Genomic DNA, 24,893 nt, shown 5'->3' on the forward strand with positions numbered 1-24,893 from the left:
TGGCGAGCCTATGGCTGGGACGCTGCACGCATGGACCGGATCGAGCAGTTCGCAACCCCGGCCGGCGTGGCCGGCACCGTGACCGATGTCGGCGCGGTGATCGAGCGGATGCGCGCGTTCCGCTCCGGCCGGCCGCCCGGGGACGGCCTCGCGGTGTTCAACCAGGTCTATCTGACGGTCACGGAGGCCGTCGGCCGCCACCTCACGGACGGCGCGTTCCCGGACCGGGAGGCCGTGTCCGCGCTGGACGTGCGGTTCGCCGAGCACTATCTGACGGCGGTCGACACGGCCGCGTCGGGCGGCAGTCCGCCCGCGTGCTGGCTTCCGCTGTTCCAGTACCGGCACCATCCGGGCGTACGCCCGCTGCAGTTCGCGCTGGCCGGTGTCAACGCGCACATCGGGCACGACCTCGCGCTGGCCGTGGTGGACACCTGCCGTACGCTCGGCTGCGCTCCGGCGGACCTCAAGGAGGAGTTCGACCGGGTGGGTGATCTCCTCGTGATGCTGGAGGAGCAGATCCGCGAGGATCTGATGCCCGGTCCCGATCTGCTGGAGGTCGCCGATCCCCTCGTCCATCTCGCGGGGTCCTGGAGCCTGGAGCGGGCCCGTGAGGCGTCGTGGACGGCCGCCCGGATGCTGTGGCAGCTGCGCGGAGTGCCGCCCCTGGCCGAGGAGTTCAGGCAGCGGATGGATGCCGGGGCCGGGCTGGTGGGGCGCTTCCTGCTCACTCCGTGCCGCTGAGAGGGGCGCGAGGAGAGTGCGGGGAGAGGGCGCGCGGGGAGGCCGCCCCCTCCCTCAGCCCTCCGGGAGCTCGACCGGCGCGATCTCGTCGAAGACGTCGCCCGGGCCGGGGTTCGCCGGGTCGGTGGCGCCGCCGAACTGCGCCATCACCCCCCATACGGCGTTCAGCGCGGTCTGCACGGCTCCCTCGGCCCAGCCCGCCGTCCACGAGATGTCGTCGCCCGCCAGGAACAGGCCGCGCTTGTCGGCGGGCAGCCGGTCCTGCATGAAGTGGGTGAACAGGCGCCGCTGGTAGCGGTAGTGGCCCGGCAGGTTGGCCTTGAACGCGCCCATGAAGTACGGCTCGTTCTCCCAGGAGACGGTGACCGGGTTGCCGATGATGTGCTTGCGGATGTCGACGCCCGGATAGATCTCGCCGAGCGACTTGAGCATGACGTCCATGCGCTCCTTCGGGGAGAGCGGAAGCCACTTCAGGCTGTCGTCGCACCAGGTGTAGGAGAGACAGATGACGGCCGGCTTGCCGGGTCCGTCGTCCAGGAGGTAGGTCCCCCGGGTCATCCGGTCCGTGAGCGTCATGGACATCGCGTCCCGGCCGGTGGCGTTGCCCTGGCCGTCGACGGCCTTGTCGAGCCAGAACGGCCGGTCGACGGGCACGAACAGCTTGGAGGACTCCATGTAGTGGGTGCGCTCCATCGCCGTCCAGTGGTCGATGGGGAAGAGCGCGTCGTCACAGGCGATCTTGGAGAGCAGCAGCCAGGACTGTCCGGTGAAGACCGCCGCCCGGTAGGTGCGGATGTCGCCCGTGGTGTCGGTGACGGTGATCCGGTTGCCCGCGGTGCGGTCCAGCCGGGTCACGGCGGGGCGTGGCTGCCCCTCGTGCAGCGAGGACAGCGAGGTGCCGTGCGGCCAGTGCACGGTCTTCTGCGGTTCGCGGTCCCAGAGGCGCAGCGGCAGTTGCTGGCTGCCGCCGACGATGCCCCGGTGGTGGTCGTCGGCCTCGGTGTAGACGACGCGGAGGATCTCCAGGATCGAGTTGGGGAAGTCGGTGTCCCAGCCGCCGGTGCCGAAGCCGACCTGCCCGAAGATCTCGCGGTGCCGGAAGGAGGCGAAGGACTCGGAACCGCAGAGGAAACCGTAGAACGTCTGGTCGTCGAGCTTCTCGACGAGCCTCGCCCAGATCTCCCGGATGCGCGGTACGTCGCGCTCGCGCATCGCGCGGTTCATGTCCGAGAAGTCGGCGCCCTCCTCCAGGCACGCGTTCCAGGCGTCCATCACCTCGCGGTAGACCGGGGGCAGGTCGTCGATGGTGCGCGCGTAGTGGGACTCGCCCTTGAGGTCGACGACGGTCGAGGGGGTCGCCGGGGAGAGGGGGTTGGGGAACGGCCGGGTCTCCAGACCCACCAGGTCGATGTAGTGCTGGAGCGCCGTCGAGGAGGGCGGGAAGCGCATGGCGCCCATCTCCGCGGTCAGCGAGGGGTCGCAGCCCTCGAAGCCGACGGTGCGCAGGCGCCCGCCGATCCGGTCCGCCTCGTAGACGACGGGCTTCAGGCCCATCTTCATCAGTTCGTACGCGGTGATGATGCCGGAGAGCCCGCCGCCGATGACGGCGACCTCGGTGCCGTGTTCGGTGGCCGGTATCTGCCCGATGCCCGCCGGGTGGGCGAGGAAGTCGTCGTAGGCGTAGGGGAAGTCCGGCCCGAACATGGTGATCGGCGGCTGCGCGTCGGTGTGCTGGACGGCGTTGGGCACCGTGGACGTCATGGGGTACGGACTCCTTGCGAAGCTGGGCAGGCGTGGAACGGGGGCGGGGTTCAGACCAGGGAGCCGTACAGGCCCGGGAGGCGGTCCTGGAGATACGGGTTGACGGCGCGGGACGCGGCGAGCAGAGCGGGGTCGACCTCACCGACGAGCAGTTCCTCGCCCCGGCCCGCCCGGGCCCGGACGGTGCCGTCGGGGCCGGCCAGACAGCTCAGCCCGGTGAAGTCGAACTCGCCTTCCCTGCCTGCCCGGTTGACGTACGCGATGTAGAGCTGGCTCTCGAAGGCGCGGACCGGCACGACGGCTTCGGCGACGAACGGGAAGGGGTGCATCAGCGCGGTCGGGACGAGCAGCAGCTCGGTCCCGGCCAGGGCGTGCGCGCGTACGTTCTCCGGGAACTCGACGTCGTAGCAGATCAGCAGCCCGACCCGTACGCCGTCCAGCTCGGCCTGGACGACCGGCCGGTCGCCGGGGGTGAACCACTCCTCCTCGAAGCTGCCGAAGAGGTGGGTCTTGCGGTAGTTGGCGAGCGGCGTCCCGTCCGGGCCGATGAGCTGCGCCGCGTTGAAGACGGCCTCCCCGGACCGCTCCGGGTATCCGTAGTGCACCGCCAGGCCATGGCGTACGCAGAGGTCGGCGACGGCCCGGGCGGCGGGGCCGTCCGCGGGCTCGGCCAGCTCCGGTACGGCGTCCCCGATGGCGTAGCCGGTGAGGAACAGCTCGGGGCAGACCAGCAGCCGGGCGCCCGCGGCGGCGGCCCGGGCGGCGGCCGCGTCGAGCGCGGCGAGGTTGTCGTCCACGGAGCCGGCTCGTCCGGAGCTCTGGAGCAGGGCGGTACGCAACGGCGGCATGGCTGACCTCGGGCGGGACGGGCGGGGTGGGGAGACGTATCGAAGGTACGGCGCGGGGATCACGGCCGACAAGGCGCGATTGTTGCGCGTACACCGCCGATCCGTTGCGCGGGAACGGGCTGTGGCGGCGATTCGTTGCGTGGGACGTCTTCGCAGGTCGGAGCCGTGATTTCGGTCTCGTCCCGCAGCCGTCGGGGACCCTCGGGCCGTGAGCTGCCCCGCCCCTGCGCCGTCAGGCCGGCGGGCCCGAGGAGGAGTAGCGCCGCAGCAGCGGGGAGAGCACGAGGACGGACTTGGTGCGCTCGACGTACGGTTCGCCGGCGATCCGCTCCAGCACCTGCTCGAAGTGCCGCATGTCGGCGGCGAAGACCTGCACGACCGCGTCGGCCTCGCCCGTCACGGTGGACGCGGAGGCGACCTCGGGATAGGCGGAGAGGCCGCGCTTGATGGCCTCGGGGGCGGTGTTGCGGCTGCAGTAGATCTCGATGAACCCCTCGGTCTGCCAGCCGAGCGCCGCCGGGTCGACGCGCACGGTGAAGCCCGTGATGGCGCCCTCGGCGCGCAGCCGGTCCACCCTGCGTTTCACCGCGGGGGCGGAGAGGCCGATGAGGGCGCCGATGTCCGCGTAGGAGCGGCGGGCGTCCTCGGCGAGGGCGTGGACGATGCGTTCGTCGAGGTCGTTCAGGCGCACGTCGGGTGGATCACTTCTCTGCGGCGGAAGGGTTCGGGGGCGGCGCGGGCCGCCCCCGAAGTAGAACACGCGCGCCCCGCGTGGAGCGCGCGTGCCGCCGGGAAGCGCCGGTCGGGGCTCCGGTCAGAAGGGGAACTCGGAGCGGCCGTGCTGGACCGAGATCCACTTCTGTGTGGTGAACGCCTCCAGCATCGACTCGCCGTTCAGCCGTCCGAGACCCGAGTTCTTCTCGCCGCCGAACGGGACGATCGGCTCGTCGTGGACCGTGCCGTCGTTGATGTGGATCATCCCGGTGCGGATCCGCTGTCCCACCCGTACGCCGCGCTCGATGTTGCCGGTGTGGACCGCCCCGCTCAGCCCGTACGGGGTGTCGTTGGCGATCCGTACGGCCTCGTCCTCACCGTCGAAGGCGACGAGCAGGGCCACGGGCCCGAATATCTCCTGCTGGAGGACGGGGGAATCGGCGGCGAGCCCGGTCAGCACGGACGGGCTCACCACGTTGCCGTCGGCCCGGCCGTGCAGCAGCGCCGTGGCGCCCGCCTCCACGGTCTCGTCGACGAGCTTGGACACCGCGTCGGCCTGCGAGGAGCTGATCAGGGGGCCGATGTGGGTCGAGGGGTCGGCCGGGTCGCCGACCCGGAGGGAGGCGACCTTGGCGACGAACTTCTCGGTGAACTCCCGCTCCACCGAGCGGTCCACCAGGATGCGGTTGGCCGCCATGCAGACCTGGCCCTGGTGGATGAAGCGGCTGAAGACGGCCGCGTCGACGGCGTAGTCCACATCGGCGTCGTCCAGGACGATCAGCGCGCTGTTCCCGCCCAGTTCGAGCACCGCCCGCTTGAGGTTGGCCGCGCAGACCGTCGCCACGTGGCGGCCGATCCGGTCCGATCCGGTGAAGGAGATGACTTGCGGGACGGGGTGCTCCAGCAGGGCGTCCCCGATCTCCGCGATGTCGGTGACCACGACGTTCAGCAGGCCGGCGGGCAGCCCCGCCTCCTCGAACACCTTGGCGATCAGGGTGCCGCCGCAGACCGGGGTGTTCTGGTGCGGCTTGAGGACCACCGCGTTGCCGAGGGCCAGCGCGGGCGCGACCGACTTGAGCGACAGCAGGAAGGGGAAGTTGAAGGGGCTGATGACCCCCACGACGCCGACGGGCAGTCGGAGGACGCGGTTCTCCTTGCCCTCGGTCGGCGAGGGAAGGATCTGCCCGGTGGACCGCAGCGTGAGCTGGACCGCCTCGCGCAGGAACTCCTTGGCCAGGTGGAGCTCGAAGCCCGCCTTCAGCCGGGTGCCGCCGAGCTCCGCGACGATCGCCTCGCCGATCTCGGCCTCGCGCTCCTCCACGACCCGCAGCGCCTTCTCCAGCACCGCCCGCCGGGCGTACGGGTTCGTGTCCGCCCATCCCGGCTGGGCCCGCTCCGCGGCCCGGTAGGCCTGGTCGACCTCGTCGGCCGTCGCGACGGTGACCGAGGCGAGCTTCTCCCCGCTGTACGGGTTGAAGTCGATGATGTCCCAGGACCCCTTCCCCGGCCGCCACTCGCCGTCGATGTACTGCTGGGCCAGGTCGGTGAAGAAGGAAGACATGAAATCCCTTACCGCAGAGGAGGCGGGCAGCTGATTGCGGCTCATATTACTTATCCTTCAATCAAGTTGAAGGGGAGTCCGGAAGTGCCCGCCCCCGGGAGGAGCCGGTCTTCCACTGCCTCGGGCGCCCATGCGAAAGGCGCTCCTCCCCGCACCAACGGCGGGGAGGAGCACCCGTGGAACGACAGGGCCGCCGGGGCCCCGGCGTCAGCTCCAGCTGGCGTGGAGCGGCTTTCCCTCGGCGTAACCTGCGGCGCTCTGCACACCGACGATCGCCTTCTCCGCGAACTCCTCCAGCGAGGACGCGCCCGCGTAGGTGCAGGAGGAGCGGACACCGGCGATGATCGAGTCGATCAGGTCCTCGACACCGGGACGGGTGGGGTCGAGGAACATCCGCGAGGTGGAGATGCCCTCCTCGAACAGCGCCTTGCGGGCCCGGTCGTAGGAGGACTCCTCCGAGGTGCGGTTCTTGACCGCGCGGGCCGAGGCCATCCCGAAGGACTCCTTGTAGTACCGCCCGTCGGCGGACTGCTGGAGGTCGCCGGGCGACTCGTACGTACCGGCGAACCAGGAACCGATCATCACGTTGGACGCGCCGGCGGCGAGCGCCATCGCCACGTCGCGCGGGTGCCGGACACCGCCGTCGGCCCAGACGTGCTTGCCGTGCTTCTTCGCCTCGGCGGCGCACTCCAGTACGGCGGAGAACTGCGGCCGGCCGACGCCGGTCATCATGCGGGTGGTGCACATCGCGCCGGGACCCACACCGACCTTGATGATGTCGGCGCCCGCCTCGATCAGATCGCGTACGCCCTCGGCGGCCACGACGTTGCCCGCGACGATCGGGACGACCGGGTCGAGCGCCCGGACGGCCGCGACCGCGCTGATCATGGATTCCTGGTGGCCGTGCGCGGTGTCCACGACGAGGGTGTCGACACCGGCGTCGAGGAGCTGCTTGGCCTTGCCCGCCACGTCGCCGTTGATGCCGACGGCGGCCGCGATCCGCAGCTTGCCGTCCGCGTCCGTCGCGGGGGTGTAGAGCGTCGCGCGCAGCGCGGCCTTGCGGGTGAGGATGCCGACGAGCCGGCCGTCCTCGTCGACCGCCGGGGCGAGCTTGCGGTTGGCGCCGTCGAGGGTGTTGAACGCCTCGCGCGGGTCGATGCCCGCGTCGAGGACGACCAGGTCCTTGGACATGACCTCGGACAGCTGGGTGAAGCGGTCCACACCGGTCAGGTCGTGGTCGGTGACGACACCGACCGGCCGGTGCTCGGCGTCGACGACGACACCGGCCCCGTGGGCCCGCTTGTGCAGGAGGGAGAGGGCGTCCGCGACGGTCTGTCCGGGGGCCAGCACGATGGGCGTGTCGAGCACCAGGTGACGCTTCTTGACCCAGCCGATGACCTCGGTGACGACCTCGATCGGGATGTCCTGCGGGATCACGACGAGCCCGCCGCGGCGGGCGATGGTCTCGGCCATCCGGCGGCCCGCGATGGCGGTCATGTTGGCGACGACGAGCGGGATGGTGGTGCCGCTGCCGTCCGGCGAGGAGAGATCCACGGCCTGGCGGGAACCGACCGCCGAACGGCCGGGGACCATGAAGACGTCGTCGTACGTGAGGTCGTAGGGGACCGAGGGGGAGGCCGTGTAGCGACCCGTGCCGGGCTCAAGAAAACGCATAACACCCATTTTTTCATACGAAACGGTGCAGGTCGTTTCCACGAAGACACAGCAATGGACCCCCGCGTTCGTCAGTTCCTCCAAGGGAACCGCCCGGGGGCCGGGCAAGTGGAAACCTGCCTTACCCATGGACCCTACCCGAACGGGATTCGCTCCTTCGTGATCACTATCCCTGGACCGGGTGACGGAGGGTCAGGTAGCTTCAAATTCGCAGGTCCCCGCAGTAGGCGCGATGCCGCCCACCAGCCCGGAACACCTGTCACGCGTTTGGCCGGAGAGGATGGGGATCCGCCCGTGGAGAGCGAACTGCCCGACATCTACTGCCCGTTCCCCCAGCGGAGCAATCCGCACGTGGGCCACACCCGTGAGCACCTCGACGCCTGGACACGCCGCACCGGTCTGGTGCACCGCGAATCGGCCAGGCGGCGCTTCGAGCAGGCCGACTTCGGGGCGTTCGTGGGCATGGTCTATCCGACGGCCGACAGCGAGCACCTCGACCTGGTCGCCGACTGGTTCGTCTGGCTCTTCCTCGTCGACGACCAGCTGGACGACGGACACCTGGGCCGCAGCCCCGACCGGGTACGCGACGTGGTGGAGCGGATGCGTGCCGTGGTCGAGGGCACGGCTCCCGGCCCGCACCCCGGGGAGGACGCCCCCGCCGCGCTCATCGCCCTGACCGATCTGTGGGAACGTACGATTCCGCGGGCCGCCCCGCACTGGCGCAGCCGCTTCGCCTGGCACCTCATGACGTATCTGACGACGGCCACCACCTGGGAGGCGGGCAACCGCGCCGACGGGGTCGTGCCGTCGGAGGCGACGTACATCGCCCGGCGGCGTCACACCGGTGCGATCCATGTGTGCATGGACCTGATAGAGATCGTGGCCGGTATCTCCGCGCCGGAATCCCTCCACAACGACGCCGGGTTCATCACGGCGCTGGAGGCGTCCTGCAACGTCGTGTGCTGGGCGAACGACGTCTACTCGTACGAGAAGGAGCAGGTGCTGGGCGAGATCCACAATCTCGTCCATCTGGTCCGGCACCACCGCGGCTACGGGAAGCGCCAGGCGCTCGAACATGTGTGCGCGGAGACGGCCAGGGAGACGGAGCGGTTCCTCACGGCGGAGGCCGAGCTGCTGGAGCTGTACCCGGAGCTGGCGGACCTGCTCGTGCCCTATCTCGACGGGATGCGCAGCTGGATGCGCGGCAATCTGGACTGGTCGCGACAGACCCCCCGCTACAACCCCGCGGAGGTCAGCCAGTACGCGGAGCCCGGGGCGTATCTGGAGGAGTCCGTCCTCGGTGTGAGCCCGGACCACGCACGGCTGGGCTCCGGCGGCGGCGACTGACCCCGGCGGTACGGGTGAGGCCGGGGTCCGCCCTCACCCGTACCCGGGCGCTCAGTCGTCGGGGTCGGCCCGCTCCAGCGCGGGACGCTGCCCGGCGGCCGACTCCGTCAGCAGGTAGTCGGCCGCGGCCGTGTCCGTGACGAGGCTGGTGACCAGCCCCGAGCGGAGCACCGCGCCGATGGCCGCCGCCTTGCGCTGCCCGCCGGCGATGGCGACCACCTCGGGGATCCGGCGCAGCCGGTCGGCCTCCACGGTGATGCACCGCTCGCCGAGGTCCCGGCCGACCCGGCGCCCGTCGGAGTCGAAGAGGTGGGCGGACATCTCGGCCGCCACACCGAGCGAGGCGTAGTGGCCGCGCTCCTCGTCCGAGAGCATGTCGTGGACGGTGGAGATGCCGGGCTCCCACGATCCGATGGAGACCGCGGCGACCGTCACCTTGTCGAAGTACTCGAAGGCGCGGGCGATGCCCGTCTGGTGGCGCAGCGCGGCCGCCGTGGCCGGGTCGGGCAGCAGCATCGGGGCGTAGATCGGGTGCGCCTCGCCGCCCGACACCTGCGCGGCGCGGCGGACCGCCTCGACCGAGCCGCGCTCGGCCGTCCCCGCGTCGTACACACCGGTCAGCTGGACGACCGTGCACGGGGGCAGCCGGTCGAGGGCCGCCGCCATGTGGATGGTGGAGCGGCCCCAGGCCAGCCCCAGCACATCGCCCTCGTTCACCAGCTCGCCGAGCAGCTCGGCCGCCACCTCGCCCAGGTTCTCCGGATCGGCCGCGTCGTCCTGCTCCTCCGCCGGGGACTCGACCACGACGGCGTGCCGCAGGCCGTAGCGGGCCCGGAGCGCGTCGGAGCGCTCCGCGTCCAGCTCCGCCGGCACCCGGATCTCGATCCGTACGAGATCACGCTCCAGGGCGGTCTCCAGGACCCGGGCCACCTTGAAGCGGCTGACGCCGAACTCCTCGGCGATCTGGATCTTCGACTTGCCCTCCAGGTAGAACCGGCGGGCCATGGCCGCCGCCTGCACCAGCTCCGCGGGTCCCATCCGCATGGCTGACCGACCCGCCGAGATGCCAGACACCGCGATCTCCTCACTGCTGTTCACACGCTCGTACGCCGTTCATCCTGTCAGATCCGGCGATGCTTGATCAGCCCCGTCGGGCCGCGTTCATCTGAGCTTTGTTCAGTGGCCGCACGCCCAGGGCGCGGAAGCGGTGACCGTGTCCGCCTGCGCGCGCAGCGCCCGCACCGCCTCGGCGGGGTCCTCGGCTCCGTACACCGCGGAGCCGGCGACGAACACGTCCGCGCCGGCCTCGGCGCACCGCTCGATGGTGGTGGCGGAGACACCGCCGTCGACCTGGAGCCACAGCTCCAGGCCGTGCTTGGAGATCAGCTCACGCGTACGGCGGATCTTCGGCAGCATGATGTCGAGGAACGCCTGGCCGCCGAAGCCCGGCTCCACCGTCATGATCAGCAGCATGTCGAGCTCGGGGAGCAGGTCCTCGTACGGCTCGATGGGCGTCGCGGGCTTCAGCGCCATGGAGGCGCGGGCGCCCTTGGCCCTGATCTCCCGGGCCAGCCGTACGGGCGCGGCCGCGGCCTCGGCGTGGAAGGTGACCGAGCCGGCCCCGGCCTCCACGTACTGCGGGGCCCAGCGGTCCGCGTCCTCGATCATGAGGTGGCAGTCCAGCGGGGTATCCGTCGCCTTGCTCAGCGCCTCCACGATGGGCACGCCGAGCGTCAGGTTGGGCACGAAATGGTTGTCCATGACATCGACATGGAGCCAGTCGGCGCCCTCCACGGCCTTCGCCTCCTCGGCGAGGCGGGCGAAGTCGGCGGACAGGATGCTGGGGTTGATCTGGGCCATGCACCCAAGCCTGCCATGCCGGGCGCCACTTCCCCGCCTCGGTGAGCCTCAAAGCCTCACGGGATCATTACGGTTCGCACATTCCCGGCTTTTCCGCCCCCGATCCCGTCCCGTGCCGCGCTCCTGCGGCAGGCCGGCGCGGCCGGGGCGCCGGCCACCTGCCCGGAACCGCCGGCCCGAACCGCCGCACCGCCCGGTCCGTACCAGGGCGCGGACAGCCCCTGGTGCCCACTCTGCGGCTGTGTTAGAAAAAACCCCGTGACCAGCGACCAGTTCCTGACGGCGCGCCTCAGCATCGATCTCTGCCGTGTGACCAGCTGCTCCTGTTGAGCCTGGCCCGGCAGCGCTGAGCGCTTCCAGAACTGCGCGGCGTCGTACGCCCGCCTTCCGGCCGCCCCTCGGGTGAGCCGGCGGTCCTCCCGGAACCCTGTCCGTGCACCGGACCGGACGCCTGCCGTCCGTGTGCGGCGCGCACCCCGTTCCGAGGAACCGGCCCTCCCCCGTTGCCGCGGACCCCCGTCCGCGCGCCCTCCCCTGCCCGGCCCCGTCCGCCCTGCCGGCGGTCCGGTGTCCGCGTACCTCTCGACGGAGTCCGTCATGACCGCATCCACCGCGGAGAAGCAGCCGTCCGGCCCCGCCCTCTCCGGTGAGCCCGCTCCCGCACCCCCGCCGCCCCGCCGCTCGCCCGAGAGGACGGCGCGGCTGCGCAGGGTGGGGCTGCGGCTGCTCGCGCTGGTCGTGCTGCTCGCCCTCTGGCAGCTCGTCACCTCCCTGCGGCTGTGGTCGCCGGTGCTGGTGCCGCCGCCGTCGGCCGTCTGGGACGCGCTCGTCCAGACGTCCGGCACCCATGACGGGGTACGCGGCTACCAGGGCCACACCCTGATCGAGCATCTGGGCATCAGCCTGCGCCGGATCGCGATCGGTGCGGGCGCCGGTGTCCTCGCCGGCCTCGTGGCCGGGGTGCTGATGGGCACCCTGCCGTGGGTGCGGGTGGTGTTCGAACCGGCGGTGGCCTTCCTCCGGACCCTGCCGCCGCTGGCCTACTTCAGTCTGCTGATCATCTGGTTCGGCATCGACGAGGCGCCCAAGCTGTGGCTGCTCGCGATCGCCGCGATGCCGCCCGTGGCCGTGGCCACCGCCTCCGCGGTCGCCTCGGCGCCCGCCTCGCTGGTGGAGGCCGCACGGGCCATCGGGGCACGCCGCTCCCAGGTGGTGGCCTCCGTGGTCCTGCCGTCCGCGCTGCCGGAGATCCTCGTCGGCGTACGGCTGGCGTTCGGGATCGCGTACTCCTCGGTGGTCGCGGCGGAGACCGTCAACGGACTGCCCGGCATCGGCGGGATGATCCGGGACGCCCAGCGCTACAACCAGTCCGACGTGGTCGTCCTCGGGCTGTTCGCGATCGGCGTCTCCGGCCTGCTGATCGACGCCCTGCTGCGGGGCGCCGAGAACCGGCTCGCGCCGTGGCGCGGGCTGTCGTGACCCCTCCTGCCCCAGTCCCCCGCGCTCACCTCCTTTCCCTCCCCGACTCAACGAACGAAGGACCACCCCATGCCCGGAACACGCGGTCTGCGCCGCACCTCCACGCTCGTCGCGGCTCTGGGAGCGCTCGTCGTCGTCACCGCCTGCGGCACCGGCGGTGGCGGGGGCGGTGACGACCAGGGCGGCGGCCGAACGATCCGGATCGGCTACCAGGCCTTCCCCAGCGGCGACCTGATCGTGAAGGAGAAGGGCCTGCTGGAGAAGGCGCTGCCGGACTACACGATCAAGTGGATCAAGTTCGACTCCGGCGCGACGGTCAACACCGCCTTCGTCTCGGGCGCGGTCGATCTGGCCGCGATCGGCTCCAGTCCGGTGGCGCGCGGGCTGTCCGAGCCGCTGAACATCCCGTACAAGGTCACCTGGGTGCTGGACGTCGCCGGTGACAACGAGGCGCTGGTGGCCCGTAACGGCTCCGGCATCAAGGACGTCAAGGACCTCGCGGGCCACAAGGTCGCCACGCCCTTCAGCTCCACCTCTCACTACAGCCTGCTCGCCGCGCTCGACAAGGCCGGCGTGGACGCGTCGAAGGTCGACCTGCTCGACCTGGAACCGCAGGACATCGTCGCGGCCTGGTCGCGCGGGGACATCGACGCGGCCTACCTCTGGCTGCCCACCCTCGACGAGCTCGGGAAGACCGGCAAGACCCTGCTGACCAGCCGGGAACTGGCCGCGTCGGGCAAGCCCACGCTCGACCTGGGGGTCGCCTCCACCTCGTTCATCGAGAAGCGGCCCGAGGTCATCACCGCCTGGCGCAAGGCCCAGGCACAGGCGCTGGACCTCATCCATGACGACCCCTCGGCCGCGGCGGAGGCCGTCGGCAAGCAGCTCGGCACCAGCCCCCAGGACGCCGCCGCCCAGCTGAAGCAGGGCATCTTCCTCAAGCCGGCCGAACAGGCGGACGACAAGTGGCTCGGCCGCCCGGGCAAGGTCGGCGAGCTGGCGGAGAACCTGCGCAGCGCGGCGGAGTTCCTGGCCGGGCAGAAGCAGATCCCGGCCGCCCCGGACCTCTCCGAGCTGGAGAAGGCCGTGTACGTGGAAGGGCTCAGCGATGCCGTCTCCGAGTGACCGCGCGGCCGACGCGACGGACGACGCACCGGTCAGCGGCGGGGACGCCGCCACGGCGACCGTGGCACCCGCCGTGGCCGTCCGTGAGGTGACCCACCGCTATGGGCGCGGCGCGGACACCGTGACGGCCCTCGGCCCGCTCTCCCTCGACATCCCGGCCGGCGAGTTCCTGGTGCTGGTCGGACCGTCCGGGAGCGGGAAGAGCACGCTGCTGCGGCTGATCGCCGGCTTCGAGCAGGCCTCGTCCGGCGAGGTCACCGTGCACGGCGGGACGCCGGAGCCCGGGCGCCAGGCGGGTGTGGTCTTCCAGCAGCCACGACTGTTCCCCTGGCGCACGGTCGGCGAGAACATCTCCCTGGCGCTTCGCTACGCCGGAGTCCCCCGGCCCGAACGCCCCGCGCGCGTCGAGGAGTTGCTGGAGCGGGTCGGGCTGGCCGGCACCGCCCGGCGCAGGACCTGGCAGATCTCGGGCGGCCAGCAGCAGCGGGTGGCCATCGCCCGGGCCCTGGCCGGCGGCAAGGACCTGTTGCTGCTGGACGAGCCGTTCGCCGCCCTGGACGCGCTCACCCGGGAGCGGCTCCAGGAGGACCTGCGGACGGTGAGTTCCCTGACGGGGATCACCTCGGTCTTCGTGACGCACAGCGTGGACGAGGCCGTGTTCCTCGGGACCCGCGCGGTCGTCCTCAGCGCCGGACCGGGCACCGTCGCGCTGGATGTGCCCATCGACCTGCCCCGCACCGGGAGCGACGACCCGGACGGGCTGCGGGGACTGCCCGAGTACGCCGCGCTGCGCGCCGAGATCGGCGCGGCGGTACGCGACGCGGCCCGCTGAGCCGTGGGGCCGCCCGCTCGTGCGGGCGGCCCCCGCACACCCCGACGCACACCCCCACGCAGACAGGAGCTCCCCATGTCCCTCACCGCGTCCGTCGGTTCCCGCCCCGCGCTGCGCGCCCACCGGCTGCCTCCGGACGGGCTGTACGAAGGCCCGCGCGAACTGCGCAGGCTGGCCCCGGGCCGGCCCGACCTGCCCTACACGCTGTTCGACGTCGTGCCGCTCGGCCCGCTGATCGGTGCCGAGATCGGCGGTGTGGACCTGACCCGCCCGCTGACGCCCGCCGTGCGCGAGGAGCTGGACCGGGCGCTGCTGGAGTGGAAGGTGCTCTTCTTCCGTGGGCAGCACCCCAGTTCGGCCGAGCAGCGGGCCTTCGCCCGCAACTGGGGCGAGCTGGAGACCAACCCGCTGCTGGCCGCCGGGGACGATCCGGAGGTGGCGCGCTTCGACCGCTCGGCCACGCCGAGCTTCGAGAACGTCTGGCACACCGATGTGACCTTCAGGGAGCGGCCCGCGCTCGGCGCGGTCCTCCAGCTGCGCGAGGTGCCCCCGTACGGCGGCGACACGATGTGGGCCGACATGGCCGCCGCGTACGACAACCTTCCGCAGGAGGTGAAGGCGCGCCTGGAGGGGGCGCGGGCGGTGCACGACTTCGTGCCGGGCTTCGCGCGGTTCACCCCCGAGGAGCGGCTGATCGCCTTCCAGGACCGCTTCCCGCCGGTCGAGCACCCGGTGGTGCGGACGCATCCGGCCACCGGACGCCGGATGCTCTTCGTCAACACCTCGTTCACCACCCGGATCGTGGGCTGGGAGCAGGAGGAGAGCGACCGGATGCTGCGTCTGCTCTTCCAGCAGGCGCATGTGCCCGAGTACCAGGTGCGCTTCACCTGGCGCGCGGGGGACGTCGCGTTCTGGGACAACCGGGCGACGCAGCACTACGCGGTGAACGACTACGCCCCGCACCGCAGGGTGGCCGAACGCGTCGCCGTCGCGGGCGACCGTCCGTACTGACGTCCGGCGCCCGCGCGGGTCAGCCCGTGCGGCGCAGCAGGGCCAGGTACATCGCGTCCGTGCCGTGCAGATGCGGCCAGAGCTGGATGTCGGGCCCCTCGCCCAGGGCGGGGACTCCCGGCAGCAGCGGGCGGGCGTCGATCCACTCGGCCTCGAACGGCTCCCCGCCACGCCCCTTGAGCACGTCCTCGACGACGACCCTGGTCTCCGCGAGGTGCGGGGAGCAGGTCGCGTAACCGACGACCCCGCCGACGCGTACGGCCTTCAACGCCTCGCGCAGCAGGCCGCGTTGCAGCGGTGCGAAGCCCTCCAGGTCCTCCGCGCGGCGACGCCAGCGGGACTCGGGGCGCCGGCGCAGCGCACCGAGACCGGAGCAGGGCACGTCCATGAGGACCCGGTCGAAGGAGCCGGGGCGCCACGGCGGCCGGGTGCCGTCGGCGGTGATCACCTGGTACGGCCCGGGGTTGCCGGCCAGCGCGCGCTCGACGAGCCGGGCGCGGTGCGGCTGCTTCTCGGCGGCGAGCAGGGTCGCGCCGCGTCCGGCGGCGAGCGCGGCCAGCAGCGCGGCCTTGCCGCCCGGGCCGGCGCAGCCGTCCAGCCACCGGGTGTCCTCGCCCTCGACCGGGGCGTTGGCGAGCGCGGCGGCGACGAGCTGGCTGCCCTCGTCCTGCACACCGGCGCTGCCGTCCCGCACGGCGGCCAGGGCACCGGGCTCGCCGCCCTCGGCCATCCGTACGGCATAGGGCGACCAGCGGCCGGGCAGGCCGCTCTCCTCGCCGAGGGCGTCCAGCAGCTCCTCGGTGGTGGAGCGGCCGGGGCGGGCCGCCAGGGTCACCTCGGGCCGCTCGTTGTCGGCCTCCAGCAGGTCCTCGATCCCGGCCCGGCCGCCGCCCAGGGCGTCCCAGAGGGCGGAGACGATCCAGCGGGGGTGCGAGTGGACGACGGAGAGGTGTTCCTCGGCGTCCTCGTCGTAGGCGGGTGCGACCCGCTCCAGCCAGCCGTCGAGGTCGTGCGCGGTGACCTTGCGCAGCACGGCGTTGACGAACTTGGCGCGGCCCTCGCCCAGCACCACCCGCGCCAGCTCCACGCTGGCGGACACGGCCGCGTGGGTCGGGATGCGGGTGCCGAGCAGCTGGTGGACGCCCATGTTCAGCACGTCGAGCACCGGCGGGTCGACCTCCCGGAGCGGCCGGTCGATGCAGGCCGCGACGATCGCGTCGTACGTGCCCTGGCGGCGCAGCGTCCCGTAGACCAGCTCGGTCGCCAGCGCCGCGTCCCGGCCCTCGAAGTCGCCCTTGGCGCGTGCCTTCTTCAGCAGCGGCGGCAGGACGAGGTTGGCGTAGGCGTCGCGCTCGTCGACGGCCCTGAGCACCTCGAAGGCGAGGAAGCGGACCGGGTCCTTCTGGGGACGGCGATGGGGCTTGGCGGGACGGCGACGCGGCTGGTCGTTCACGTGAAAGGTGCTCCGCTGAAGATGAGGGGACGAACCCGTCCAGCGTACGTCGCCGGGGCCGCCCCCTGTCCCGAGGCCTCAGAGGCCCAGCAGCTCCCCGTGGGCGATGCGCACACCGCGGGCCCAGTCGGCGGCCCGCATCGGCTTCTTGCCCTGCGGCTGGACCCAGAGCAGCTCCACGGCGTGCGAGCCGGTGCCCACGTACACGTTGTTCTTGCCCGCCGACAGCTCGCCCGGGGCGAGGTCGGTCCGGTCCAGGACGGGCACGGCCTGGACCAGCTTGAGGCGCTCGCCCCGGAAGAGGGTCCAGGCTCCCGGTGCGGGGGTGCAGCCGCGCACCACGCGGTCGACCCGGAGTGCGGGGTCCGACCACCGCACCTGGGCGTCCTCGACGGTGATCTTGGGGGCGAGGGTGACGCCCTCGGCGGGCTGCGGGACGGCGTGCAGGGTGCCGTCCTCGATGCCGTCCATGGTCGCCGCGAGCAGCCCGGCGCCCGCGAAGGCCAGCCGGGTGAGCAGATCGCCGCTGGTGTCGGTGGGCCTGACCTCCTCGGTCAGGACGCCGTAGACCGGGCCCGAGTCCAGCCCCTCCTCGATCAGGAAGGTGGACGCGCCGGTGACCTCGTCGCCGGCCATGACCGAGTGCTGGACGGGGGCGGCCCCGCGCCAGGCGGGCAGGAGCGAGAAGTGCAGGTTGACCCAGCCCCTGGCCGGCACGTCCAGCGCGCTCTTGGGCAGCAGCGCGCCGTAGGCCACGACGGGGCAGCAGTCCGGCGCGATCTCCCGCAGCCGCGCCAGGAAGTCCTCGTCACGCGGCTTGGCGGGCTTGAGCACCTCGATGCCCGCCTCCTCGGCCCGCTCGGCCACGGGGCTGGCGACCAGCCGGCGTCCCCGCCCGGCCGGTGCGTCGGGGCGGGTCACCACGGCGGCCACCTCGTGGCGGCCGGAGGCGATCAGGGCGTCCAGAGCGGGAACGGCGACCTCGGGGGTGCCTGCGAAGACGAGCTTCATGGGTGGCGGACTGCCTCTCGGGCCGGAACGTACGTGGCGAGCAGCACACCAGTCTAGGGTCTTCCGCCCGGGTCGCTCCGCGAGCCCGGGGCCGGGGGGCGTACGCGGGTCACGGGCGCCCCGCTCATACGCACATACGCCCCTGTTGCGTGACCACATGGCCGGGTGACGCGTTGGTCAAGTGAGATTGACCGAAGTGGGCCGCCGCCGCGCGGTCCGATCCCTTTCAACGCCGGTTCGAGAGGCTTGTTCATGGCCGACCACGCAACCCACGACGCCCAAGCGCGTGCCAGTCTGCACCTGTTGGTGCGGGACATCGAGCGGGTCCGGCGGCAGGTGGACGCGCTGCGCACCCTCACTGCGCAGCTGGGCAACGTCTACCGTCCGCGCCGCTCCGGCCCGTCCGCCGGCTTCGTCGTCTACGGCAGGGCTCCGGCCCCGACGGTCCGGCTCGCCCAGGAACTGCGGGACAGCGTCGAGACCCTGGTCACCGCGGCGGTGGACTTCGACCGCTCGCTGGGCTTCTCGTGGGACGCGGTGGGCTCCGCGCTCGGGGTCACCAAGCAGGCGGTGCACCGCCGTTACGGCGCGCGCCGTGCGACCCCGCAGTCCGGGTCGGCGGAGGCCGCCTCCGAGAACACGAGCCGTACGGTGTCCGCGGCGCCGGGCTCCTCCGTGCTGCCGGCCGTGCCCGCCGCCCGCTCGATGCCGCCGCAGCCGTCGGACCGGCCCGGCGCCTTCCCCGGTCCGCGCAACGGCTGACCGCACGGGGTGCCCGGTGCGGTGCCGGCGGCCGGGGACGCGCGGCCGCCGGGCGGGCCGGGCCTCCGGTGGCGCCCGGCGCCCGGTCGCTCCCCCGGCGGCGTCAGCCGATGTCCGGGGGGTCGATCCTGATCCGTACGGGCTCCCCGGTGCCCCGGGCGGTCCGCGCGGCCTGCGCCGTCTTCAGGGCGGCCGCCAGCGCCGCTCCCCGCCCCGGCGGGACCCTGACCAGCGCGCGCTCCCAGGCCTCGCCGGGCGGGGCGTCCCCCTGTCTGCGGGGCCTGCCGGGAGTGGCTCCTGGCACCTGGACCGGGCCGAGGACCTCCGCTTCGGGCGGCAGCTCCGCGCCTGCGAGGAAGGCGGCCACGGCCTCCGGCGGGCCGGTGACGGAGGCCATCCGGGACACCGGCGGGAAGCCGAGCTCCGCGCGTTCCGCGAGCTCGCGGCGGGCGTGGCCGACCGGGTCCCAGCGGACCAGGGCCTGCACCGGCGGTAGCGTCGGCTCGGCCATGATCACCACGGTGCCGCCGTCCGGCCGGCCCCGCACCAGCGCGGCGGCGGCCGTCCAGCGCCGCAGTGCCTCCTCGCCGGCCCGCAGGTCGGGCCGGCCGATCATGGCCCAGCCGTCCAGCAGCAGCGCCGCCGCGTAACCCCCCTCGGCCACCGGCTCCGCGCCGGGGGTGCTGACGACGAGAGCGGGCTGGTCGGGCACGGAGTCCAGCACATGGTCCCGCCCCGAGGTCCGCACCGGGACGGCGGGGAACGCCCTCCCCAGCTCCTCCGCGGTCCGGCGGGCGCCGACGATCTGCGCCCGCAGCCGCGCGCCGCCGCAGGCCGGGCAGCGCCACGCCGTCTCGGCCCGCCCGCACCAGGCGCAGTCGAGGTCCCGCTGGTCCGGCGCCTGGAGCGGCCCCGCGCAGTGCCGGCACCGCGCGGGCTCGCGGCAGCGCTCGCAGGCCAGCCTGGGCGCGTAACCCCGGCGGGGCACCTGGATGAGCACAGGCCCGGTGCGCAGTCCGTCCCGGACGGTCTGCCAGGCCAGGCTGGGCAGCCGGGCCGAGCGGGCGGCGCCGTCCCGCGCGAGCTCCCCGTCGCCGACCGTACGCACCAGGGGGGCCGCGCTCCGCAGCTGGTCCCGCTCCGCGCGCAGCGGCAGGGCCCAGCCGTTCTCGACCAGCTGGGCGGCCTCCACCGTGCAGCTCGTGCCGCCGAGCAGGAACGCGCAGCGACCGTGCGCGGCGCGCAGCTCCAGGACCTCCCTGACGTGCGGGAAGGGGGCGTTGTCGTCGCTGTGGCTGGAGTCCCCGTCGTCCCAGAGGGCGACCAGGCCCAGGTCGGCGACCGGGGCGAACATCGCGGCCCTGGTCCCCACCACCGCGCGCACCGAGCCGCGCCGGACCGCCAGCCACTGCCGGTAGCGCTTCTCCGGTCCCGAGTCGGCGGTCAGCAGCGCGTGCCGCCCCTCCCCCAGCACCGCGGTCAGCGCGGCGTCGACCCGCCCGGCGCTCCGCCCGTCCGGTACGACGACGAGCGCGCCCCGCCCGGAGGCCAGGGTCGCGGCCATGGCGCGGGCGATCTCCTCGGGCCAGTGCGGGCCGGGCAGCGCCGTCCACACGGCCCGGGGCGCCCCGCCCTCGGCCAGCGCCCGCAGGAAACCGGGCCCCTGGGCGTACCGCTCCCAGGTCCCGGGCGCGGGGGCCGCGGGCGGCGGCAGCGGCTCCGGCGACGGCTTGCCCTCGGCGCGGCCGTTCCTGGGGGGCACGGCGAGCTGCAGCACATCGGCGAGGCTTCCCGCGTACCGGTCGGCAACGGCACGCGAGAGCTCCAGCAGCTCCGGACCGAGCACCGGCTCGGGCGAGACGACGTAGGCGAGGGCCGCCAGGGCCCCCTGGTAGTCCGAGGAGGCCCGACGCTCGATCAGGAAGCCGTCGATCAGGCCGCCGCCCTCGCGTCTCCCGCCCCGGACCTGGCGCCCACCGGCCCCGAACCGCACCCGGACCCGGACGCCGGGCTGCGCGTCGGCGTCGAGCTCCTCGGGGACGGCGTAGTCGAAGTACTGGTCGAGGTGGAGCGCGCCCTTGTTCACCAGGACACGGGCGACCGGCAGCTCCTCGGCGAGCGCGGCGCCCCGCCAGGTCCGAGGCTTGGCACGCGGCACCTTGGCCCGGCGCACGGACTCCCGGATGAGCGCAAGCTGCTCCGGCGCCCCGGACCCGGGCTCGTCGGACCGCTCGTCGTCGCTGCTCACAGCCACATTCCTACCAGACGCCACTGACATGCCCCGGGGGCCCGGAAGGGCCGTACACGCCGGGGCCCGGACACCTCGTCGTACGGTGTCCGGGCCCCGGCGTGAAGGACGGGCAAGCGGTCCTAGATTCCCGCCGCCGCGCGCAGCGCGTCCACGCGGTCGGTGCGCTCCCAGGTGAAGTCGGGGAGCTCACGGCCGAAGTGGCCGTACGCCGCGGTCTGGGCGTAGATCGGGCGGAGCAGGTCGAGGTCGCGGATGATCGCGGCCGGGCGGAGGTCGAAGACCTCGCCGATGGCGTGCTCGATCTTCTCCGTGTCGACCGCGGCGGTGCCGAAGGTCTCGACGAACAGACCGACCGGCTCGGCCTTGCCGATCGCATAGGCGACCTGGACCTCGCAGCGGGCGGCGAGCCCGGCCGCGACGACGTTCTTGGCGACCCAGCGCATGGCGTAGGCGGCCGAGCGGTCGACCTTGGACGGGTCCTTGCCGGAGAAGGCGCCGCCGCCGTGGCGGGCCATGCCGCCGTAGGTGTCGATGATGATCTTGCGGCCGGTGAGGCCGGCGTCGCCCATCGGGCCGCCGATCTCGAAGCGTCCGGTCGGGTTGACCAGCAGGCGGTAGCCCTCGGTGTCCAGCTTGATGCCGTCCTCGATGAGCTGGTTCAGCACGTGCTCGACGACGAACTCACGGATGTCGGGCGCGAGCAGCGAGTCCAGGTCGATGTCGGACGCGTGCTGCGAGGAGACGACGACCGTGTCGAGACGGACGGCCTTGTCGCCGTCGTACTCGATGGTGACCTGGGTCTTGCCGTCGGGACGCAGGTACGGGATGGTCCCGTTCTTGCGCACCTCGGAGAGCCGGCGCGAGAGCCGGTGCGCGAGGTAGATCGGCAGAGGCATCAGCTCGGGCGTCTCGTCGCAGGCGTAGCCGAACATCAGCCCCTGGTCGCCGGCGCCCTGCTTGTCGAGCTCGTCCTCATCGCCCTCGACCCGCTTCTCGTACGCGGTGTCGACGCCCTGGGCGATGTCCGGGGACTGCGCCCCGATGGACACCGAGACGCCGCAGGAGGCTCCGTCGAAGCCCTTCTTGGAGGAGTCGTAGCCGATCTCCAGCACCTTGTTGCGCACGAGGTTGGGGATGTCGGCGTAGGCCTTGGTCGTGACCTCGCCCGCGACATGCACCAGACCAGTGGTGATCAAGGTCTCGACGGCGACGCGCGAGGAGGGGTCCTCGCGCAGGAGGGCGTCGAGAATCGTGTCGCTGATCTGGTCAGCGATCTTGTCGGGGTGGCCCTCGGTAACGGACTCCGAGGTGAAGAGACGGCGGGACACATCGCTCCCTGGGGTTGCAGCGGCTGCTGGCTGATCATTGATGGAACTCCGGGAGCTGCGCCCGGCACATTCCGTCCAACAGTTTATCGGTCGCTTCCGGTGATCGGGGCACGTGTCTCGCCCCTTGGGAGGTCTGTGACCTGCGGCACTGTTGACGGCAGTACGACAATCACTCCTTCCAGGGCGGGGCAGGGCCCGATGTCATGAGTTCCTCCCGCCGGAACGGGATCTGCGCAATCTAACCGAATCGAGCCGCCACCAGGTCCCACACCGTGTCGGCAAGCGCTTCCTTGGGCCCGTACGGCACAGGGGTCTCAGCGCCGTCGGCCGCGAGCACGACGGCCTCGTTCTCCTCGGATCCGAAGGTCTTGCGCTCCCCCACCTCGTTCACCACGAGCAGATCGCAGCCCTTGCGGCGGAGCTTCTCGCGGCCGTTGGCGAGGACGTCGTCGGTCTCGGCGGCGAACCCGACGACGAGCTGCCCCTCCCGGGCGCGGTCCGCGGCGACCTCGGCGAGGATGTCGGGGTTGCGGACGAGCGTGATGGGGGCCGGTTCCTGGCCGTCCTTCTTCTTGATCTTGCCCGCCGCGTACGCCGCGGGGCGGAAGTCGGCGACGGCGGCGGCCATCACCACGACGTCGGCGTCGGCCGCCGCCTTGAGCACGGCCTCGCGCAGTTGTACGGCGGTCCCGGCGCGCACCACGTCGGCGCCCGCGGGGTCGGGCAGGCCCGTGTTGGCCTCGACCAGCGTGACCCGGGCGCCACGGGCGACGGCGGTGCGGGCCAGGGCGTAGCCCTGCTTGCCGGAGGAGCGGTTGCCCAGGTAGCGCACCGGGTCCAGCGGCTCACGGGTGCCGCCCGCGCTGATCACCACGTGCCGCCCCGCGAGGTCGGGGGCGGCGGGGCCCCGGGTCAGGACGCGGCGGCAGACCTCGAAGATCTCCCCCGGGTCGGGCAGCCGGCCCTTGCCGGTGTCCACGCCGGTGAGGCGGCCGACGGCGGGCTCGATGACGACGGCCCCGCGGCGGCGCAGGGTGGCGACGTTCTCCTGGGTGGCGGGGTGCTCCCACATCTCGGTGTGCATCGCGGGGGCGAAGACGACCGGACAGCGCGCGGTGAGCAGGGTGTTGGTGAGGAGGTCGTCGGCGAGGCCGTGTGCGGCCTTGGCGAGCAGGTCTGCGGTGGCGGGGGCGACCACGACGAGGTCGGCACCCTGGCCGATCCGGACGTGCGGCACCTCGTGCACGCCGTCCCAGACCTCGGTCGACACGGGGTTCCCGGAGAGGGCCGACCAGGTGGCCGCCCCGACGAAGTTCAGCGACGCGTCGGTCGGGACGACCCGTACGTCGTGCCCGGACTCGGTCAGCCTGCGCAGCAGCTCGCACGCCTTGTACGCGGCGATGCCCCCGCTGACCCCCAGGACGACCTTCGGCTTCTCCACTGCGTCTCCCCGCACTCGTGTCTCCGCGCACTCGCGTGCGGCCTCGTGACGTACGCCCTCCATGCTGCCTCACCGCCCGGGGCGCGGTCCGGCGGGTCCGGTGCCGGGCACACCACAGGCCCGGCGGATACCGACCGCCGGGCCTGTGGTGAAGGTGCGTTTCCTGCCGCCTGCTTACTGCGCGGGGCCCTCGATGGCCTCGGAGGTCAGCAGGCCCGCGTTGATCTCGCGGAGCGCGATCGAGAGCGGCTTCTCGTGCACGTGGGTGTCGACGAGCGGACCGACGTACTCGAGGAGGCCTTCGCCGAGCTGCGAGTAGTACGCGTTGATCTGGCGCGCGCGCTTGGCGGCGTAGATCACGAGGCTGTACTTCGAGTCGGTGGCCTCGAGGAGCTCATCAATCGGCGGGTTGATGATGCCCTCGGGCGTGGTGATGGAAGAGGACACTCTCTGCCTTCCGAAGGGGATAGAGATCAAAGAGATCTTTGACCATGCTGGTTCCGCAGTGGTGATGCTCTGCGTCCGTGGACCGGTCAGGACCCTGAGGTCAGTCGTCGCTACCACGGAGGCCGGAAGCCTGCAGCATCAACGTTAGCAGCTCGCGTGCCACGTCCTCGACCGAGGTGTTGACGAGCGTGGTGTCGAACTCGGCCTCCGCGGCCAGCTCGACCTTCGCCGCCGCGAGCCGGCGCTCGATCACTTCCTGCGACTCCGTCCCGCGGCCGGTGAGACGGCGCACCAGCTCGTCCCAGCCGGGCGGGGCCAGGAAGACGAGCTGGGCCTCGGGCATCGACTGGCGGACCAGCCGGGCGCCCTGGAGGTCGATCTCCAGCAGCACCGGCTCGCCCGCCTCCAGGCGGTCGAGCACGGCCCGCCGGGGCGTGCCGTACCGGTTGCCGGCGAACTCCGCCCACTCCAGCAGCTCGCCGTTGGCGATCAGCTTGTCGAACTCCTCGTCGTCCACGAAGAAGTAGTGGACACCGTTGCGTTCGCCGGGGCGGGGCTTACGGGTCGTGGCGGACACCGAGAGCCAGACCTCGGGGTGAACCTTGCGCATATGAGCGACGACCGTGCTCTTGCCGACCCCTGAGGGGCCGGAGAGCACGGTCAGCCGCGGACGTACGTCCGGGGGTACGGGGGACGTCCCCCGGGATGTTGCAGCCATGGGGCGATTATCCAGGTTCTCAGGAGTGCCTGAGAACGTCAGGCGGCGCTGCCGCCGAACTCACGCTCCAGGGATGCGATCTGGTTGGAGCCAAGACCCCGGACACGGCGGCTCTCGGAGATCCCGAGACGCTCCATGATCTGCTTGGCGCGGACCTTGCCGACGCCCGGCAGGGACTCGAGAAGAGCGGAGACCTTCATCTTGCCGATGACGTCGTTCTCCTGGCCCTGCTTGATGACCTCGTGGAGCGAGGCGCCGGAGTGCTTGAGTCGATTCTTGACCTCGGCCCGCTCCCGGCGAGCCGCGGCGGCCTTTTCGAGCGCGGCTGCGCGCTGTTCAGGGGTAAGGGGCGGAAGAGCCACGCCTACGTCACCTCGGATGTCGATCTGTCGGATACGGACCGGTGGGGAACCTGGTGGTCCCACACCTGGTGAGCAACGAACACCGCGTGCTCGTTGGCTCTCGACGGAGACTAGCGGGCATGACCGCCTGAGTCAGCGAGAACAGACGAAAAGTCCTGGTCAGCCTG

Annotated in this window: 22 protein-coding genes; 7 read left to right on the top strand and 15 right to left on the bottom strand. The window is 72.4% G+C overall.

Annotation, left to right across the window (positions count from 1 at the left end; genetic code table 11):
* Positions 1 to 30: 30 nt before the first annotated feature.
* Entirely contained in the window at positions 31 to 741 is a 711-nt protein-coding gene (locus tag ACZ607_RS27145) for a DUF5995 family protein (RefSeq protein ID WP_469738706.1), read from the top strand.
* Positions 742 to 795: 54 nt separating this feature from the next.
* Here ACZ607_RS27145 and ACZ607_RS27150 read toward each other — a convergent pair whose 3' ends face one another.
* From ACZ607_RS27150 to ACZ607_RS27170, 5 genes are all read right to left on the bottom strand, one after another.
* Positions 796 to 2,502 (bottom strand): flavin monoamine oxidase family protein, encoded by a 1,707-nt coding sequence (locus ACZ607_RS27150; protein WP_469738708.1) that lies wholly within the window; start codon positions 2,500 to 2,502, stop codon positions 796 to 798.
* A gap of 50 nt (positions 2,503 to 2,552) precedes the next feature.
* Complete coding sequence (locus ACZ607_RS27155) at positions 2,553 to 3,350, bottom strand: carbon-nitrogen hydrolase family protein (protein ID WP_469738710.1); 798 nt, start codon at positions 3,348 to 3,350, stop codon at positions 2,553 to 2,555.
* Between the two features lie 232 nt (positions 3,351 to 3,582).
* Complete coding sequence (locus ACZ607_RS27160; RefSeq protein ID WP_099176893.1) at positions 3,583 to 4,041, bottom strand: Lrp/AsnC family transcriptional regulator; 459 nt, start codon at positions 4,039 to 4,041, stop codon at positions 3,583 to 3,585.
* A gap of 123 nt (positions 4,042 to 4,164) precedes the next feature.
* Complete coding sequence (locus tag ACZ607_RS27165) at positions 4,165 to 5,625, bottom strand: aldehyde dehydrogenase family protein (protein WP_469738712.1); 1,461 nt, start codon at positions 5,623 to 5,625, stop codon at positions 4,165 to 4,167.
* Positions 5,626 to 5,832: 207 nt separating this feature from the next.
* Complete coding sequence (locus ACZ607_RS27170; RefSeq protein WP_469738714.1) at positions 5,833 to 7,299, bottom strand: GuaB1 family IMP dehydrogenase-related protein; 1,467 nt, start codon at positions 7,297 to 7,299, stop codon at positions 5,833 to 5,835.
* A gap of 294 nt (positions 7,300 to 7,593) precedes the next feature.
* Between ACZ607_RS27170 and ACZ607_RS27175 the strand changes: the two genes are divergently transcribed.
* Entirely contained in the window at positions 7,594 to 8,646 is a 1,053-nt protein-coding gene (locus ACZ607_RS27175) for a terpene synthase family protein (protein WP_469738716.1), read from the top strand.
* Between the two features lie 51 nt (positions 8,647 to 8,697).
* Here the strand turns inward: ACZ607_RS27175 and ACZ607_RS27180 are convergent, their stop codons facing one another.
* Together ACZ607_RS27180 and rpe are read right to left on the bottom strand one after the other, a co-directional pair.
* Positions 8,698 to 9,690 carry a sugar-binding transcriptional regulator gene (locus tag ACZ607_RS27180; RefSeq protein WP_443067275.1) on the bottom strand — a complete coding sequence of 331 codons (993 nt, stop codon included), beginning with the start codon at positions 9,688 to 9,690 and terminating at the stop codon, positions 8,698 to 8,700.
* Between the two features lie 132 nt (positions 9,691 to 9,822).
* Positions 9,823 to 10,506 carry a ribulose-phosphate 3-epimerase gene (gene rpe / locus ACZ607_RS27185; RefSeq protein ID WP_014157399.1) on the bottom strand — a complete coding sequence of 228 codons (684 nt, stop codon included), beginning with the start codon at positions 10,504 to 10,506 and terminating at the stop codon, positions 9,823 to 9,825.
* Positions 10,507 to 11,103: 597 nt separating this feature from the next.
* On the opposite strand from rpe, the gene ACZ607_RS27190 reads away from it, so the two are divergent.
* From ACZ607_RS27190 to ACZ607_RS27205, 4 genes are all read left to right on the top strand, one after another.
* The gene (locus ACZ607_RS27190) at positions 11,104 to 11,985 is read left to right on the top strand and encodes an ABC transporter permease (protein ID WP_469738718.1); all 882 of its coding nucleotides are present in this window, start codon (positions 11,104 to 11,106) and stop codon (positions 11,983 to 11,985) included.
* Positions 11,986 to 12,054: 69 nt separating this feature from the next.
* Positions 12,055 to 13,110 (top strand): taurine ABC transporter substrate-binding protein, encoded by a 1,056-nt coding sequence (locus ACZ607_RS27195; RefSeq protein ID WP_469738720.1) that lies wholly within the window; start codon positions 12,055 to 12,057, stop codon positions 13,108 to 13,110.
* Positions 13,094 to 13,942 (top strand): ABC transporter ATP-binding protein, encoded by an 849-nt coding sequence (locus ACZ607_RS27200; protein WP_469738722.1) that lies wholly within the window; start codon positions 13,094 to 13,096, stop codon positions 13,940 to 13,942. The genes ACZ607_RS27195 and ACZ607_RS27200 overlap by 17 nt, the downstream gene beginning before the upstream one ends.
* A 75-nt stretch (positions 13,943 to 14,017) precedes the next feature.
* Positions 14,018 to 14,953: a TauD/TfdA dioxygenase family protein gene (locus tag ACZ607_RS27205; RefSeq protein ID WP_469738724.1), complete on the top strand. Its 936-nt coding sequence runs from the start codon at positions 14,018 to 14,020 to the stop codon at positions 14,951 to 14,953.
* Positions 14,954 to 14,972: 19 nt separating this feature from the next.
* Here ACZ607_RS27205 and ACZ607_RS27210 read toward each other — a convergent pair whose 3' ends face one another.
* Both ACZ607_RS27210 and fmt read right to left on the bottom strand, forming a co-directional pair.
* Positions 14,973 to 16,406, bottom strand: a complete 1,434-nt coding sequence (locus tag ACZ607_RS27210) for an RsmB/NOP family class I SAM-dependent RNA methyltransferase (RefSeq protein ID WP_469738726.1) — start codon at positions 16,404 to 16,406, stop codon at positions 14,973 to 14,975.
* Between the two features lie 78 nt (positions 16,407 to 16,484).
* Entirely contained in the window at positions 16,485 to 17,417 is a 933-nt protein-coding gene (gene fmt / locus ACZ607_RS27215) for a methionyl-tRNA formyltransferase (RefSeq protein WP_469738728.1), read from the bottom strand.
* Positions 17,418 to 17,669: 252 nt separating this feature from the next.
* Between fmt and ACZ607_RS27220 the strand changes: the two genes are divergently transcribed.
* Positions 17,670 to 18,179: a hypothetical protein gene (locus tag ACZ607_RS27220; protein WP_469738730.1), complete on the top strand. Its 510-nt coding sequence runs from the start codon at positions 17,670 to 17,672 to the stop codon at positions 18,177 to 18,179.
* A 103-nt stretch (positions 18,180 to 18,282) separates the two neighbouring features.
* On the opposite strand, the gene ACZ607_RS27225 is transcribed toward ACZ607_RS27220, so the two are convergent.
* The 6 genes from ACZ607_RS27225 to ACZ607_RS27250 all read right to left on the bottom strand — a co-directional run bounded on the left by ACZ607_RS27225 (position 18,283) and on the right by ACZ607_RS27250 (position 24,726).
* Positions 18,283 to 20,427, bottom strand: coding sequence for a primosomal protein N' (locus ACZ607_RS27225; RefSeq protein WP_469738732.1), 2,145 nt, complete (start codon positions 20,425 to 20,427; stop codon positions 18,283 to 18,285).
* Positions 20,428 to 20,549: 122 nt separating this feature from the next.
* Positions 20,550 to 21,758, bottom strand: a complete 1,209-nt coding sequence (gene metK, locus ACZ607_RS27230; RefSeq protein ID WP_469738734.1) for a methionine adenosyltransferase — start codon at positions 21,756 to 21,758, stop codon at positions 20,550 to 20,552.
* 238 nt (positions 21,759 to 21,996) lie between these two features.
* Positions 21,997 to 23,199 carry a bifunctional phosphopantothenoylcysteine decarboxylase/phosphopantothenate--cysteine ligase CoaBC gene (coaBC, locus tag ACZ607_RS27235; protein ID WP_469738736.1) on the bottom strand — a complete coding sequence of 401 codons (1,203 nt, stop codon included), beginning with the start codon at positions 23,197 to 23,199 and terminating at the stop codon, positions 21,997 to 21,999.
* Between the two features lie 174 nt (positions 23,200 to 23,373).
* Positions 23,374 to 23,646 (bottom strand): DNA-directed RNA polymerase subunit omega, encoded by a 273-nt coding sequence (gene rpoZ / locus ACZ607_RS27240; RefSeq protein WP_003970369.1) that lies wholly within the window; start codon positions 23,644 to 23,646, stop codon positions 23,374 to 23,376.
* A 100-nt stretch (positions 23,647 to 23,746) separates the two neighbouring features.
* On the bottom strand, positions 23,747 to 24,364 hold the full coding sequence (gene gmk, locus ACZ607_RS27245) for a guanylate kinase (RefSeq protein WP_104790425.1): 618 nt from the start codon (positions 24,362 to 24,364) through the stop codon (positions 23,747 to 23,749).
* Positions 24,365 to 24,402: 38 nt separating this feature from the next.
* Complete coding sequence (locus tag ACZ607_RS27250) at positions 24,403 to 24,726, bottom strand: integration host factor (RefSeq protein WP_014157387.1); 324 nt, start codon at positions 24,724 to 24,726, stop codon at positions 24,403 to 24,405.
* Between the last annotated feature and the right edge of the window lie 167 nt (positions 24,727 to 24,893).

This window comes from Streptomyces sp. NPDC104381 (genome assembly GCF_055583745.1).

Coding starts and splice junctions, on each gene's coding strand:
- ACZ607_RS27145 (WP_469738706.1), top strand. CDS start 31: ATGGACCGGATCGAGCAGTTCGCAACCCCGGCCGGCGTGGCCGGCACC.
- ACZ607_RS27150 (WP_469738708.1), bottom strand. CDS start 2,502: ATGACGTCCACGGTGCCCAACGCCGTCCAGCACACCGACGCGCAGCCG.
- ACZ607_RS27155 (WP_469738710.1), bottom strand. CDS start 3,350: ATGCCGCCGTTGCGTACCGCCCTGCTCCAGAGCTCCGGACGAGCCGGC.
- ACZ607_RS27165 (WP_469738712.1), bottom strand. CDS start 5,625: ATGTCTTCCTTCTTCACCGACCTGGCCCAGCAGTACATCGACGGCGAG.
- ACZ607_RS27170 (WP_469738714.1), bottom strand. CDS start 7,299: ATGCGTTTTCTTGAGCCCGGCACGGGTCGCTACACGGCCTCCCCCTCG.
- ACZ607_RS27180 (WP_443067275.1), bottom strand. CDS start 9,690: ATGCGGATGGGACCCGCGGAGCTGGTGCAGGCGGCGGCCATGGCCCGC.
- rpe (WP_014157399.1), bottom strand. CDS start 10,506: ATGGCCCAGATCAACCCCAGCATCCTGTCCGCCGACTTCGCCCGCCTC.
- ACZ607_RS27190 (WP_469738718.1), top strand. CDS start 11,104: ATGACCGCATCCACCGCGGAGAAGCAGCCGTCCGGCCCCGCCCTCTCC.
- ACZ607_RS27195 (WP_469738720.1), top strand. CDS start 12,055: ATGCCCGGAACACGCGGTCTGCGCCGCACCTCCACGCTCGTCGCGGCT.
- ACZ607_RS27200 (WP_469738722.1), top strand. CDS start 13,094: ATGCCGTCTCCGAGTGACCGCGCGGCCGACGCGACGGACGACGCACCG.
- ACZ607_RS27205 (WP_469738724.1), top strand. CDS start 14,018: ATGTCCCTCACCGCGTCCGTCGGTTCCCGCCCCGCGCTGCGCGCCCAC.
- fmt (WP_469738728.1), bottom strand. CDS start 17,417: ATGAAGCTCGTCTTCGCAGGCACCCCCGAGGTCGCCGTTCCCGCTCTG.
- ACZ607_RS27220 (WP_469738730.1), top strand. CDS start 17,670: ATGGCCGACCACGCAACCCACGACGCCCAAGCGCGTGCCAGTCTGCAC.
- gmk (WP_104790425.1), bottom strand. CDS start 24,364: ATGGCTGCAACATCCCGGGGGACGTCCCCCGTACCCCCGGACGTACGT.